Origin of the sequence: Azospirillum argentinense (genome assembly GCF_000632475.1) — a bacterium.
Lineage (GTDB): Bacteria > Pseudomonadota > Alphaproteobacteria > Azospirillales > Azospirillaceae > Azospirillum > Azospirillum baldaniorum.
The window spans coordinates 129,405-143,234 of the sequence record NZ_CP007793.1; the positions used below are offsets into that span (position 1 = coordinate 129,405).

At 71.6% G+C, this 13,830-nt stretch carries 13 protein-coding genes; 4 read left to right on the forward strand and 9 right to left on the reverse strand.

The features are described from left to right. Nucleotides 1-828: a ModD protein gene (modD, locus tag ABAZ39_RS00610; RefSeq protein ID WP_038525745.1), complete on the forward strand. Its 828-nt coding sequence runs from the start codon at nucleotides 1-3 to the stop codon at nucleotides 826-828. 21 nt (nucleotides 829-849) lie between these two features. Here the strand turns inward: modD and ABAZ39_RS00615 are convergent, their stop codons facing one another. Continuing rightward, complete coding sequence (locus ABAZ39_RS00615; protein ID WP_014238670.1) at nucleotides 850-1,152, reverse strand: 4a-hydroxytetrahydrobiopterin dehydratase; 303 nt, start codon at nucleotides 1,150-1,152, stop codon at nucleotides 850-852. Between the two features lie 150 nt (nucleotides 1,153-1,302). On the opposite strand from ABAZ39_RS00615, the gene ABAZ39_RS00620 reads away from it, so the two are divergent. Next, the gene (locus ABAZ39_RS00620) at nucleotides 1,303-1,716 is read left to right on the forward strand and encodes a metallopeptidase family protein (protein ID WP_038525748.1); all 414 of its coding nucleotides are present in this window, start codon (nucleotides 1,303-1,305) and stop codon (nucleotides 1,714-1,716) included. A gap of 1 nt (nucleotide 1,717) precedes the next feature. Here ABAZ39_RS00620 and ABAZ39_RS00625 read toward each other — a convergent pair whose 3' ends face one another. Further along, nucleotides 1,718-2,308, reverse strand: a complete 591-nt coding sequence (locus ABAZ39_RS00625; RefSeq protein WP_038525750.1) for a uracil-DNA glycosylase family protein — start codon at nucleotides 2,306-2,308, stop codon at nucleotides 1,718-1,720. After that, nucleotides 2,305-3,051, reverse strand: coding sequence for a Sir2 family NAD+-dependent deacetylase (gene cobB, locus ABAZ39_RS00630; protein WP_051657718.1), 747 nt, complete (start codon nucleotides 3,049-3,051; stop codon nucleotides 2,305-2,307). Before cobB ends, ABAZ39_RS00625 begins: the two co-directional genes overlap by 4 nt. A 69-nt stretch (nucleotides 3,052-3,120) precedes the next feature. On the opposite strand from cobB, the gene ABAZ39_RS00635 reads away from it, so the two are divergent. After that, complete coding sequence (locus ABAZ39_RS00635) at nucleotides 3,121-3,594, forward strand: low molecular weight protein-tyrosine-phosphatase (RefSeq protein WP_038525752.1); 474 nt, start codon at nucleotides 3,121-3,123, stop codon at nucleotides 3,592-3,594. Between the two features lie 8 nt (nucleotides 3,595-3,602). Beyond that, nucleotides 3,603-4,466, forward strand: coding sequence for a fructosamine kinase family protein (locus ABAZ39_RS00640; RefSeq protein WP_038525754.1), 864 nt, complete (start codon nucleotides 3,603-3,605; stop codon nucleotides 4,464-4,466). Nucleotides 4,467-4,498: 32 nt separating this feature from the next. Here ABAZ39_RS00640 and ABAZ39_RS00645 read toward each other — a convergent pair whose 3' ends face one another. The 6 genes from ABAZ39_RS00645 to ABAZ39_RS00670 form a co-directional block, all read right to left on the reverse strand. Then, nucleotides 4,499-4,696 (reverse strand): DUF1127 domain-containing protein, encoded by a 198-nt coding sequence (locus ABAZ39_RS00645; protein ID WP_038525756.1) that lies wholly within the window; start codon nucleotides 4,694-4,696, stop codon nucleotides 4,499-4,501. A gap of 116 nt (nucleotides 4,697-4,812) precedes the next feature. Then, nucleotides 4,813-5,709 (reverse strand): transcriptional regulator GcvA, encoded by an 897-nt coding sequence (gene gcvA / locus ABAZ39_RS00650; RefSeq protein ID WP_038525758.1) that lies wholly within the window; start codon nucleotides 5,707-5,709, stop codon nucleotides 4,813-4,815. 91 nt (nucleotides 5,710-5,800) lie between these two features. Further along, entirely contained in the window at nucleotides 5,801-6,124 is a 324-nt protein-coding gene (gene trxA, locus ABAZ39_RS00655) for a thioredoxin TrxA (protein ID WP_014238663.1), read from the reverse strand. A gap of 211 nt (nucleotides 6,125-6,335) precedes the next feature. Beyond that, nucleotides 6,336-9,806 carry a double-strand break repair helicase AddA gene (gene addA, locus ABAZ39_RS00660; RefSeq protein WP_038525760.1) on the reverse strand — a complete coding sequence of 1,157 codons (3,471 nt, stop codon included), beginning with the start codon at nucleotides 9,804-9,806 and terminating at the stop codon, nucleotides 6,336-6,338. 151 nt (nucleotides 9,807-9,957) lie between these two features. Further along, nucleotides 9,958-12,936 carry a double-strand break repair protein AddB gene (addB, locus tag ABAZ39_RS00665; protein ID WP_038525762.1) on the reverse strand — a complete coding sequence of 993 codons (2,979 nt, stop codon included), beginning with the start codon at nucleotides 12,934-12,936 and terminating at the stop codon, nucleotides 9,958-9,960. Nucleotides 12,937-13,050: 114 nt separating this feature from the next. Beyond that, on the reverse strand, nucleotides 13,051-13,830 hold the full coding sequence (locus ABAZ39_RS00670) for a nucleotidyltransferase family protein (RefSeq protein WP_038525763.1): 780 nt from the start codon (nucleotides 13,828-13,830) through the stop codon (nucleotides 13,051-13,053).

Below are 13,830 nucleotides of genomic sequence, written 5' to 3' on the forward strand. Positions count from 1 at the left end.
ATGATCGTCCTGTCCGATGCCGCGCTCGACGCGCTCCTCGCCCAGGACGTTCCCTACGGCGACCTGACCACCGACTCGCTGGGCATCGCCGCCGCCCCGGCGCGCATCCGGTTCACGGCGCGCGGCGCCATGGTGCTGGCCGGGACGGAGGAAGCCGCCCGCCTGATCGGGAAGGCCGGCGGCACGGTGACGTCCGTCCGGCCCAGCGGCACGGCGGTCGAGGCCGGGGCGCCCTTCCTGGAGGGGCATGGCCCGGCGGGCGCCCTGCACCGCAGCTGGAAGGTGGCGCAGACGCTGGTCGAATATGCTTCCGGCATCGCCTCCCGCGCCCGCCGCATCGTCGAGGCCGCCCCCGGCGTGACCGTCGCCTGCACCCGCAAGAACTTCCCCGGCGCCAAGGACCTGTCGGTCAAGGCGGTGCTGGCCGGCGGGGCGGTGATGCACCGGCTGGGCCTGTCGGAAACCATCCTGGTCTTCCCCGAACACCGCGCCTTCCTGTCCGGGTCGCCGGAGATGTGGATCGCCGATCTGCGCCGCCGGGCGCCGGAAAAGAAGATCGTGGTGGAGGTCGACACGGTGGCGGACGCCATCGCCTTTGCGCGGGCCGGGGCCGACGTGCTGCAGTTGGAGAAGCGCCCGCCGGAGGAGGCCCGCGCCGTGGTCGAGGCGACGCGCGGCCTGCCGCGCCCACCGGTCATCGCGGCGGCGGGCGGCGTGACCGAGGACAACGCGGCGGCCTACGCCGCGGCCGGTTGTCCGCTGCTGGTCACCACCGCCCCCTTCTTCGGGCGCCCGGCGGATGTGAAGGTGGTTCTGGAACCGGCCTGACGCCCTCCGGGCGCGCTGGGATCAGCGGTCGCGGTTCGGGGCGATCTGGTCCACGCGGTGGGCGAAGTCGACGTCGGCCTGGGTAAGGCCGTCGGCGCTGCGGGTGCACAGGATGATCTCCACCCGGCCCATGTCGTTGAACCATTCCGGATGGTGGTTCGTCCGCTCCGCCAGCAGGGCGACCTGGCTCATGAAGCCCCAGGCGGCGGGGAAGTCGGGGAAATGGTAGGTCTTGCGGATCGCGTCGCGCTCCAGCACCTCCGCCCAGCCATGCAGTTCCTTCAGCGCGGTCTGCCGCTTGGCACCCACCAGCTTGTCCGACATTCCTTCCCCCGTTGTTGGTTGGCCTAAACTTGGTTGGCTTGTGCAAGGCGTAACGGACACGGATCGATTGTGGATCAAATCGGTGTTCCGGTCCGCCTTCCGGTTTAGCGCCGCTTGGCCTGGGCGGCAAGCAACGCTACCTTCCCCCGTATGATGCGCAAACCGGCACACACCCACAGCGTTCCCCCCTCCACCCCCGACCTCGAGCGGATGGCCGAGGACGCGCTGGAGACGATTCCGTGGGAACTCCTGGCCCCGATCGCCAATCTGTCGATCCATGTCGAGGATTTCCCCGACGAGGAGACCGAGCGCGAGATGGAGCTGGAAAGCCCCTTCGACCTGCTCGGCCTCTATCGGGGCGTCGATATGACGCGGCAGAGCGTCGCCGACCTGCGCAGCGGGCCGGACATGATCTTCCTCTACCGCCGCCCGATCCTGGACTACTGGTGCGAGACCGGCGAGGACCTGTTCGCCATCGTCCGCCACGTCCTGATCCACGAGATCGGCCACCATTTCGGCCTGTCGGACGAGGACATGGAGCGCATCGAGGCCATGGAGGGGTGAGTCACCCGTCCAGGGCCTCGTCGACGCGGCGGCGCAGCGCGGGCACCAGCTCCGCATCGAACCAGGGGTTCTTCTTCAGCCAGGCGGTGTTGCGCCAGCTCGGGTGGGGCAGGGGCAGGAACTCCGGCAGGTAATCCCGCCACGCCGCCACCGTGTCGGTCATCGTCCGTTGGCGGCGGTTTCCCAGATAGTGGGCCTGGGCGTAGCTGCCGACCAGCAGGGTCAGCCGCACCCCGGTCAGGGCGGCGCGCAGCGGCGGGTGCCAGAGCGGGGCGCATTCCGGACGCGGCGGGTAGTCGCCACCCTTCGGCGCCGTGCCGGGGTAGCAGAGCCCCATGGGGACGATGGCGATCCGGCTCTCGTCGTAGAAGGCGTCACGGTCCATGGCCAGCCACTGGCGCAGCCGGTCGCCGGACGGGTCGTTCCAGGGGATGCCGCTGGCGTGCACCCGCGCGCCCGGCGCCTGCCCGACGATCAGCAGGCGGGCGGACGGGCTGCCGCGCAGAACCGGGCGGCAGCCGTGCGGCAACACCCCCGCGCACAGCCGGCAGGCACGGGCCTGCTCGAACAGTTCCTTCAGGTCGGGGCTCAAAGGCTCAGCAGCTCGCTCACGAAGGCCGGGACCAGCTCGGTCGCCGGGCCGTTGACGGAGTCCGCGAACAGGCTGGCGCCCGCCGACGGCTCCAGGTTCAGCTCCAGCGTCAGGGCGCCGGCGTTGCGCGCCTCGGCCACGAAGCCGGCGGCGGGATAGACGTTGCCGGAGGTGCCGATGGAGACGAACAGGTCACAGGCGCCCAGCGCGCGGTAAATCCGCTCCATCTGGTAGGGCATCTCGCCGAACCACACCACGTCGGGGCGCATGCCGCCCTTGCGGGCGCAGGACGGGCAGACGTCTTCCACCGACAGGTCGCTGGTCCAGTGCTCGACCTTGTTGTGGCAGTGGCGGCAGAAGACCGCGTTCAGCTCCCCATGCATGTGGATCAGCGTCTGCGACCCGCCGCGCTCATGCAGGTCGTCAATGTTCTGAGTGACCAGCAGCAGGTCGCCTTTCCAGCGCCCCTCCAGCTCGGCCAATGCCAGATGGGCGGCGTTCGGCTGCACCGCGGGGTCGCGCAGGCCGCGCCGCCGGTCGTTGTAGAAGCGGTGGACCAGCGCCGGGTCGCGGGCGAAGCCCTCCGGCGTGGCGACGTCCTCCAGATCGACCTTGGCCCAGATGCCGTCGGCGCAGCGGAAGGTGTCCAGGCCGGATTCCTTGGAAATGCCGGCCCCGGTCAGGATGACGATGGAGTCCGTGGGTTTCAGATGATTGGCGATGGTCGTGATGGCGTTGGTCATGGCGCCCTGGCGGGTTCGGGGAACGGCTGCTAGATCTCGGATGCGGGAAACAGAAAGGAGGAGACCGGAATGGTCAAGGTCCTGTTCGTGTGCACGGGCAACATCTGCCGGTCGCCCACCGCGGAAGGTGTGTTCCGCGACCGGGTTCGGCAAGCCGGTTTGGCGGGCCGCATCGGCACCGATTCGGCGGGCACCCACAGCTATCATGTGGGGGAAGCGCCGGACCCGCGCAGCCAGCGCGCCGCCAAGGCCCGCGGAGTGGACCTGTCGGACCTGCGCGCCCGCAAGGTGACCGCGGCGGACTTCGCCGACTTCGATTATATTCTGGCGATGGACGGTGGGCATCTGGCGCAGTTGCGGCGCATGGCCCCGCCGGACAGCCGGGCGACGGTCGCCCTGTTCCTCGACTACGCCCCCGACGCGCCGAAGCGCGAGGTGCCCGATCCCTATTACGGCGAGGGGCTGCACTTCACCGAGGTGCTGGACCTTTGCGAAGCCGGGGCCATGGGGCTGCTGGAGGCCATCCGGCGGGACCGGCTGTGACGCGTGCCATGACCGGCGCGCCAAGCCTGCGGAAGGGTCTGGAGGAGGCGCTGGGCAGCGCGGTCCGGTCGCTCGACCGGCTGGCCGACGGGCACAACGCGGCGCTGTGGGCCGTCACCCTGGCGGACGGCCGGCGGCTGGTGGCGAAGGTCGCCTCCGGGCGCGGGGCTGGGCTGGAGCCGGAGGGCTTCATGTTGCGCCATCTCGCCGAACGCTCCGCACTGCCGGTGCCGGCGGTGCATCACGCCGACGACCGGCTGCTGGTAATGGACCGCATCGACGCCGGCGGTGGCATCACCCCGGCGGTCGAGGAGCACGCGGCGGAGCTGGTCGCCGCCCTGCACGGCATCACGGCGGACCGTTACGGCTTCCCGCGCGACACGCTGATCGGGCCGCTGCCCCAGCCGAACGGCGAGACGGCGGACTGGATCGCCTTCTTCCGCGACCGCCGCCTTCTCCACATGGGCCGCAAGGCGCTGGAGGAGGGGCGCATCGACTCCGGCCTGATGGCCGGTCTGGAGCGCCTGGCCGCCCGCCTGCCGGAGCTGATCGGGGAGCCGGGGCCGCCCTCGCTGATCCATGGCGACTTGTGGGGCGGCAACGTGCTGTCCCGCGACGGGCGGGTGGCGGCCTTCATCGATCCGGCGCTGTACCACGCCGACGCGGAGATCGAGCTTGCCTTCACCACCCTGTTCGGCACCTTCGGGGACGCCTTCTTCCGCCGTTACGGGGAGATCCGGCCCCTCCGTCCGGGCTTCTTCGAGCTGCGGCGGGACCTTTACAATCTCTACCCGCTGCTGGTGCATGCGCGGCTGTTCGGCGGCTCCTACGTCGGGTCGGTGGAGCGGACGGTGCGGCGTCTGGTGGGGTGAGGGCCAGCGCCGGACGGGTCCGCCCGGATGGATCAGCGCCAGAGCGGTTTGCGCGCCTCGGTGACGGCGTCGTAGCGGCTGATGCCGATGTCCCGCAACTCGCGGTCGGACAGGGACAGCAGGGCGTCGCGCTGGCGGCTCTGTTCGCGGAGATGGGCGATCCAGGCCAACAGCCCGCGAAGCCGGCGGGCCGGTGGCGGCGCGGTGCGGGGAAGGACGTGCAGGGTCATGGTGACCTCCGGCGGGTGTGGTGAGCACCAGCATCGGGCCGTCCCCGCCGCTCCGGCAAACGGGACCTTTTCATCGTCGAATGAGCGGATTTCACCCGAAGCGGGTCACCGCCATATCACCGCCCCTGGGCGAACTCCGCCCGCATCCAGGCGCGGAAGGCGGCGACCTCCGGGCGGCGCAGGCTGTCTTGGGCGGTGACCAGCCAATAGGCGCTTTTTGCGCGCAGGCGCGGCCCCATCACCTCGACCAGCTGGCCTGACGTCAGCTCCGGATCGACGGTCGGACACCGTCCGATGATGACGCCCAGCCCGCGAACCGCGGCGTCCACCGCCATGTGGATGGCGTCCAGCCGCAGCCCGCGCTTCAGCCCGTCGTCCAGCGCCGACGGCGGCAGGCCCGCGGCCTCGGCCCAGGCGGTCCAGTCCTCCGACACGTCGGCGACGTGGAGCAGCGGGACGGTGGCGAGGTCGGCGGGGCAGGCGATGCGCGCCGCCAGGGCGGGGGCGGCCACCGGGACGAGATCCTCCTCCATCAGCTTCAGCGCGGCCAGACCGGGCCAGTCGCCGCGGCCCAGCCGGATGCCGGCGTCGATGCCGTCGCGGGGGAACTCGACCACCCGGTGGGCGGTGTCCAGGGCCACCGTGATCGCCGGGTGACGCTCCCGGAAGGCGGGCAGGCGGGGAATCAGCCAGCGCAGGGCGAAGGTCGGGGCGGCGCTGACCGACAGCCGCCCGCTGGGCGCACGGCCGGGCACGCTTTCCGTCGCCAGCGCCAGCGACTGCAGCGCGTCGCGCACGCGGGGCAGATAGGCGTGGCCGGCGGGGGTCAGCGACAGGCTGCGGTTGCCGCGCAGGAACAGCTCCACCCCCAGCCAGTCTTCCAGCGTCTGGATGCCGTGGCTGACCGCGCTGGGGGTCAGGTGCAGCTCTTCCGCCGCCGCCTTGAAGCTCTGGTGGCGGCCGGCGGCCTCGAACAGGCGCAGGGTGTTGAGGGGCGGCAGACGGTAGGCCATGGCCCGCGCAGTCTCCGACAGGCCGCAAGGCGGCGCAAACAAAAAACCCCGCCGGAGGGGCGGGGCTTTTCGATCGTCCGGGGAGCGGGGCTCAGAGAGCCTCGTCGACCCACGTGAACAGGGCGGTCTTCGGCAGGGCGCCGATCTTGGTGGCGGCGACGTTGCCGTTCTTGAACAGCATCAGCGTCGGGATGCCGCGCACGCCGTACTTGGTCGGGGTGCCGGGGTTGTCGTCGATGTTCAGCTTGGCGACGGTGACCTTGCCGCCATACTCCTTGGCGAGGTCGTCGAGCGCGGGAGCAATCATCTTGCAGGGGCCGCACCACTCCGCCCAGAAATCGACCAGGACCGGACCGTCGGCCTTCAGCACGTCCTGCTCGAAGCTGTCGTCGGTGACCTTGATGGGATCGCTCATGTGACCTCTATGCCTGGGTTCAGGGGCACCGCCGCGCCGATTTTCCACCGGCGGCGGACCCATCCCTCATCGGTGGAATTTGCCAAAATGTATGACCGAGCCCCCTCACTGGTCAAGCCGGGGCGCGAATGCGGTCTCGTCAACCCAATCCGCCGCCCCGTGCAACGCGGCCGGGGGTGAAAAGTTCCCACGGCGGACTATCGCGCGCGCCTCACTCCGGCAACTCCATCAAAGCGGGGGTATCGGTCCACAGCAGGACGCAGCGCACCGCCTTGTCCGGGTAGATGGCGCGCAGCGCCGCGCGGTAGGCCTCCATCTGGCGGACGTAGACCGGCGGCACGTCCTCCGCCCGGACGGGCGGCGGACGGTTGGTCTTGTAGTCGACGATCCACACCGCGTCGTCCTCGATCACCAGCCGGTCGACCCGGCCCGACAGGGCGCGCCCGGTGACCAGACCGACCACCTCGACCTCGGCACGGGAGTTGGGGCCGAACAGGCGGGCGAAGCGCGGGTCGGTCAGGACGCGCATCGTTTCGGATGCGATTTCATCCTGGCGCTCGGCCGTCAGCTCATGCCCGGGACGAGCAAGGTAACGTCGGGCGGCGGCTTCCCGCGCGTCGGGCGGCAGGTCCGGCAGGGTCTGCATCAGCCGGTGGATCAGCAGGCCGCGCTTGAAGCGCGCTCCGTCGTCCTCGCCCAGCGGGGAGCGCATCGCCGGCTCGTCGCCATCCGGGCGGGAGGGAGTGAGGGGGCGCGACGGCTCCGGCTCCTCCGGCGCGGTGGCGGTCAGCCAGGGCGGGGCCTCCTGCGCCGTCAGCACGCGGCCGGCCCCGGCGCCGTCCGGCTTGGGCACGGCGGTCTGCGGGTCGGCCAGCCGCCAGCCCTCGCCGCTCCAGCCGTCCGGGCAGAGGGTGGAGAAGTCGAAGGGGTGCGGCACGCCGATCTCGCCCATCGCGGCCTCGACCAGCTTGTACCAGCAGGCGTCGGACGGCTCCTTCTTGCCCTGGTAGCCGCAGACGTACAGCCGGTCCTCCGCACGGGTCAGGGCGACGTACAGCAGGCGCCTGTACTCCTGGTCGCGGCGGCGGTTGGCGCGGGCGCGCGCTTCGGCGCACAGCGCGTCCTCCTGCGAGCGGCGGGCGGCGAAGAGAGGCACGGCGCAGCCCTCGTCGGGCCAGAGGATCGGCGGGCTCTGGGTCGGCGTGCCCAGCGTGTCGGGCAGGAAGACGATGGGCGCCTGAAGCCCCTTCGACCCGTGCACCGTCATGATGCGTACGCGTCCGCCGCCCTGCTCCAGCTCGCGCTTGATCTCCGCCTCGCTGGCCGCCAGCCAGGCCAGGAAGTTCTGAAGGGACGGCGGTTCGGTCTTCTCGAAGGCCAGGCATACGGCCAGGAATTCGTCCAGCGGGTCCTGCGCGTCGGGGCCGAGCCGCTTCAGGAGGGCGCGGCGGCCCGACCCGTCCGGATCGGCCGGGCAGGGGGCGGCCAGCAGCCCGGCGAAGAGCTCGTAGGGCGCCAGGAAGTCGGTGCGGGCGAGCTGGGCGCCCAGATAGCGGCGGGCCGGGCGGTAGGCCGGGTCGTCCTCCGCCTTCGCCACCAGCGCCCGCCACAGCGTGCCGCGCCGCCCGTGGGCGAGGTCGAACAGCTGGTCCTCGGTCAGGCCGATCAGCGGCCCCTTGAGGACGGTGGCCAGCGTCAGGTCGTCTTCCGGCAGCAGCAGGAATTCGCACAGCGCCATCAGGTCCATGACCGCCAGCTGCTCGGTCAGCACCATGCGGTCGACGCCGGCCACCGGCACGGCGCGGTCCTTCAGGGCGCGCACCAGCTCCGTCACGAAGGCGGTGCGGCGGCGGACCAGCACCATGACGTCGCCGGGCTGGATCGGCCGGCCGCGCGACTCGAGCGACTCGCCGCGCTGGGTCCAGTCGCGGATGGTGTCAGCGATGACCGCGGCCAGCCGGGCCGACGGCGAATCGGCGGCCTCGCGCTCCACCGGGGGCGCCCAGGCGGGCGGATCGGCGGCCTCCGCCGGCTTCACCGGGGGCCACAGCTCGACCAGACCGGCGTGGCCGCGGCGGAAGGCGCGGTGGCGGATCACCGGGCTCGTTTCGGACGCGACACCATCCTTGGCGCCGTCCAGCCCGAACACTGCGTCCACGGTCTGCAGCACGGTGGCGGTGGAGCGGAAGGAGATGTCCAGCGCCACCGCGTGCCAGTCGCGCTCGGCGGCCTTGGCGCGGGTCTGGAAATGGCGGCGCATCCGGGCGAACTCAGCGGGATCGGCGCGCTGGAAGCTGAAGATCGACTGCTTCTCGTCGCCCACGGCGAAGACGGTGCGCGTCGTCTCGCCCCCGTCACGGGCGCTGAGGCCGGCGAAGAACTCCTCGGCGATGGAGCCAACGACCTGCCACTGCTCCGGGTTGGTGTCCTGCGCCTCGTCGATCAGGATGTGGTCCAGCCCGCCGTCCAGCTTGAACAGCACCCAGGGCACGGCGGGGACGCCGTCCTTGCCGCGCAGCAGGGCGTTGGCCGACAGGATCAGGTCGTCGTAGTCGAGCAGCGCCTTGGCCTTCTTCTTCGCCTCATAGGCGCTCAGAAGCGACTCGGCCAGGGTCAGCAGGGCGGTGGTGGAGGCGGCGACTCCGGCCGAGCGAACCCGTTTCATCAGCGAAACGAGTCGCTCCGCCTCACGCTCCAGCGCCGTCAGGGCGGCGGGGAAGGAGGTCGCCGGCTTCTTGGTGATCAGGGTTTTGCGCGCCCCGCCCTCCGCCGTCAGGAAGTGGCGGGCGTAGATCTGGAAGGCGCGCACACGGTTTTCCGCGGCGTCGAGCCAGCCCTGGATGCCGACCCCGCGCTCCTCGTCGGTCTTGCTGCCGGTGGACAGCGCCCGGCAGGCGTCGCGCAGCCCCGGAACGTCGAAGGCGTGGTCGGCGCAGGCCTCGCGCAGGATCGCCGCCTCGGTGATGCCCGGCGGCACGCCCAGCGCCTCGTGAACCGCGTCCACCGCGCCGTCCAGCCCGTGGAAGCTCTCGAACAGGCGCTGGATGCGCCCGCGCTCGCTGGCCAGCTCGGCCAGGATGTCGGCGAACTCCTCGGCGTTCAGCTCGGCGGTCAGGCGGGCCATCGCCTTGCCGAGCGGGCTGTTGGGCGCGGCGCGGCCGGCGTGCAGCACCTCGTCCCGCGCCTCGGTCAGCAGGCCGGCGGCGGTGCGCTCGTCCATCACCTCGAAATGCGGGGCGAGTCCGGCCTCCAGCGGGAAGCGGCGCAGCAGCGACTGGCAGAAGGCGTGGATCGTCTGAATCTTCATGCCGCCCGGGCAATCCACCACCTGGGCGAACAGCCGCCGGGCGATGGTCCGGGTCTCGGCGCTCGGCCGCTCGCCGCAGAGGTCGGCGAGCCGGTCCTCCAGCCCCTCGTCGGGCAGGGTCGCCCAGATGCCCAGCGTGCGGTTGATGCGGATGGACATTTCCGCCGCCGCGGCCTTGGTGAAGGTCAGGCAGAGGATGCGCGCCGGCGCGGTGCCGGACAGCATCAGCCGCAGCACGCGGTCGGTCAGCACCTTCGTCTTGCCGGACCCGGCGGAGGCGCCCACCCACACCGACGACAGCGGGTCGGAGGCGAGCCGCTGTGCGACGTTGGGGTCCAGCGGAAGCTCGCGGACGGGGAAGTCGAGGACGGTCATGGGCGGGTCGTGGGGTGTGGGGCGGTGGGGGTGGCGGGTGCCCCCTCCCTAACCCTCCCCCGCTTTGCGGGAGAGGGGACTGCCGCCGCTTCGCGCAAAATCCCCTCCCTCGCCGAAGGCGGGGGAGGGTTAGGGAGGGGGCCGCGGCGCATCACCCCTCACCCCCATCGCCACCCGCCGACCACTCCTGCACCCGCGCGAGGTGGGCGTAGTCGGTGTAGCGCGGGGCCATGGCCGGGCGGGGGCAGGAGCGGTAAGGGGTGGCGGGGGCGTCGAAATGGCGGATCAGCTCCTCCAGACCGGCGCGGGCCTCGGCGGCCAGAGTCGCCGGGTCGCCCTTCACCGCCTTCTCCTCGCCCGGCGGGTCGCCGCCGGACAGGCGCCAGAAAGCCAGCTCGGCCACCCGGTTCTTCGCAACCCCGGCGAAGCCGCCGGCCTCGGCCATGGCGGCCTCCAACGGCAGCTGCGGGGCGAAGCCCAGCTCGATCTCGCGGGTCGAGGGCGGGGTGCCGGTCTTGTAGTCGATCAGGACCAGCCCCTCGCCGCCCGAATCGATGCGGTCGGCCTTGGCGGTCAGCAGGAAGGGGCCGGCGGGACCGCTCAGCGTCAGCTCGCCCGACACCTCGGTGGCGAGCGGCTTCAGGGTGCGGCGGCGGTCGCGCTCCAGCCCGACGAACCACTCGGCGATGCGCTCGAAGCGCGGCCACCAGAAGGCCCAGACGTCGGGATGGCTGTGCAGCAGCGGGCCGAAGGACTCGCGGCCCATCGCCAGCAACCGGTGCAGCGCGTCGTCGGGCAGTTGGCCCGGATAGGCCTTCACGAAGGCGTCCAGCGCGGCGTGGATGAACTGGCCGCGGTCGGCGGCTCCGGGATCGGCGGCGATGGGGTCGAGCTTGCGCAGGCGCAGCACATGCTCGGCGTAGATGGCGTAGGGGTCGCGCATCCACTTCTCGATCTTGGTGACCGACAGCTTGCGCGGGCGGGCGGACACCGGCGGGCGCGGCTCCGGCGGGGAAACCGGGCGCACGGCGTCCGGCTCGTCCAGACCGCGCGCCCAGGCCAGCCAGGGCTCCCCGGCCAGCTCGATCCGCCCGTCCAGACCCAGCGCGCGCAGCACCGTCTCCAGCCGCAGCAGCCAGCGCGAGGGCACGGTCGGCGTGCCGTCCACCCGCTCCGCGCGGGTCAGCACGACCTCCTCGGCGCCGCAGGCTTGGATGAAGTCGTGGGCGGACAGGCCGACCATGCGTTCCGGGCTGGGCAGGCCGAAGTCGCGGCGCATCGGGCGCGACATCCAGGGATCGGCGTCGGGGTCGGGCGGCCAAGTCCCCTCGTTCAGCCCGCCGAGGATCAGCAGGTCGAAACGTTGAAGGCGCGATTCCATGGGGCCGAGGATGTAGAGGCGCGGATGCAGATCGAAGCGCGGGCGCACCGGGCGCATCGCCATCAGCGCGTCGATCAGCGCCGGATAGTCCTTGCCGGGAACGGCGGGGAAGCCGTCCACCGCCTCCAGCAGTTCATGGATAAAGGTTGCGGCCTCCTCGCCGTCGTCCTGCCGCCACAGGAATTCCGATCCCGGCGCGTCGGTGCGCGAGGCCAGCGCCTCCGCGAAGGCGATGTGCGCGCGGACGAGGTCGCTGAGCGGGGCCTCGCTGAACAGCGCCTCCATGAAGGGGGCGGCGAGCGTTTCCAGATTTTCCAGCCAGCCGAGCAGGGCAGCCTGCTGGTCCGGGTGGTCGAAGCGGTCGGCGGCCTTCAGCGCGGCGATCAGCCCGGCGAAGCCCTCCGCCGGGCGAGGGCCGCGCAGCACGGTGCGCTCCAGCGCGCGGGCGGAGCGGCGGAACTCCGCCGGGTCGTGGCCGCCGGCGGCCAGCGGGTGCTTGGCGAGCGCCAGCAGGGCCAGCGGGTGGGCGCGGCTGGCGGCCAGCTCGGCGGTCAGCCGCAGATAGGTGCCGACCGCGGTGTGGACCAGCGGCTGGCCCGCCGAGTCGTTGACCGCGATGCCCCAGCGGGTCAGCGCCATGGCGACCCGGCGGGCGAGGTTGCGGTCGGGGGAGACCAGCGCCGCCGTCTTGCCCGGCGTCTCCAGCGCGTGGCGGAGCAGCAAGGCGATGACCGACGCCTCCTCCTCCGCGGTCGGGGCGTCGATGCGGGTCAGCCCTTCCAGGGCCGCGGCGTCCAGCCCGTCCAGCTCCCGCCAGCTTTCCGTGGTGGCGGCGGGGCGCATGGCCTCGGCGAGCAGGCGGGCGCGGGCGGCCCGCGGCTCCTCCGCGTCGTTCCAGCGGCGGACGGCGGCGCGGCCGACCGACAGCCGGTCGAGCAGATGGGCGAGGCCGTGTTGCGGGTGCGCCTCGTCGGCGCGGATGGCGTCCCAGCTCGCCTCGTCGGCCTCAAGGTCGAGGCCGGGCAGGACGACGGCGCCCTGCGGCAGGGCGGCGACCACCGCCAGCAGGTCGGCGGAGGCCGGGATGGAGCCGGTGGAGCCGGCGGCGATGACAAGCCCCTGCGGCGGCTCCGCCCGCCACAGCGCAGCCTGGGTCTGAAGCACGAGGTTGCGGCGCTGCGCCGGGTCGGTCAGCGCGCTGGCGCCGAGCACTCCAGGCCATTGCTCGGTAATAATCCGGAGGAACTTCAGCGTTTCCTGCCAGTGTGCCGCATAATCTTCGGGGACAAGTGTGGCCAAACGCTCAAAGTCTATGCTTTCGGTCCAAACGGCATCAATAAGCCGACCCAAGTCTGCGCCGAGACGAATTGCTTGTGCAGTGGTGGAGGACATGCCTTCAGCTGCTAGAACGAAACGTGCAAGCGTGAGTTGGCGTGACAATGGCTTAACAGCGTCCGGCAGTTCCAGCGGGACGCCGGGCAGCTCCTCCGCCGAGGTCAGGCTGAGGGAGGCGGCGTCCAGCTCGCCCAGCGGGCTCATCCGCGGCAGCAGCATCGGCTGCCCGCCGGAGCGGCGCAGGAAAGCCTCGCGCAGCGAGCGGCAGGAGCGGCGCGTCGGCAGCAGGACGGTCACCCCGGCCAACGCCAGCGGGTCGTTCCCCACGCGGTCCAGGATGCCCGCGGCGAGCTGGTCCACGAAGGACACGCCGGTGGGAATCGAATAGACCTTGGGCTCCGCCCTGCCGCTCATGCCTGCCCCGGAAGCTGTATCGTCAGACGCGTGAGGATACTAGATGTGGGGCAATGAGACCACAAAGCGTCAAGGAATACAAAAATTCTCACAAAGGGACGGTTAGGAGGCCGGTCAGGTGGTGACCACCGACACGTCGCTCATCGACAGCATCTCCTCCGTCTCGGCCAGCGCGTCGGGGGTGCCGATGTGGAACCACAGCCCGTCATGGGCGAGGCCGAAGAGGCGCCCGGCCTCCTGCGCGCGGTCCCAGACGCGGTTGGTGGAGAAGGCGCCGTCGGGGGTGTCCTGCCCGAACAGACCCGGCTTCACGATCTGGACGCCGGCGTAGACGAAGGGGGCGATCTCCTGCTCGCCGCGCCGGGTCAGACGGCCCAGCGGGTCCATGTGGTAATCGCCGCGCCCCTCGTATCCCACCGCCTTGGTGGTCGCCATCAGCAGCAGAAGCGCGTCCATCTCGTCCGGGTTCCAGTGGCGGGCCAGCCGCGCCAGCGTGGGGGAGGGGCCGTCGAGCCACAGGATGTCGGCGTTGACCACATAGACCGGGTCGGTGCCGAGCAGCGGCAGGGCCTTCTTCACGCCGCCGCCGGTCTCCAGCAGCGTGTCCTCCGGCGACAGGGTGATGGCCGGGCTGGTCCGTCCCGCCAGATGGGCGGCGATCATCTCGCCCTTGTAATGGCTGTTCACCACGGCGGAGGCCACGCCGGCCTCCTCCAGCCGGTCGAGCGCGTGGTCGAGCATCGGCTTGCCCATCACCGGGATCAGGGGCTTCGGGCGCTCCAGGGTCAGCGGGCGCATCCGCAGGCCCAGTCCGGCGGCCATCACCATGGCCTTGGCGGGGGCGGTGGTCACAGGCGGCGTCTTGGGACGGGTCTTCTTCGAGACAGGCGACAT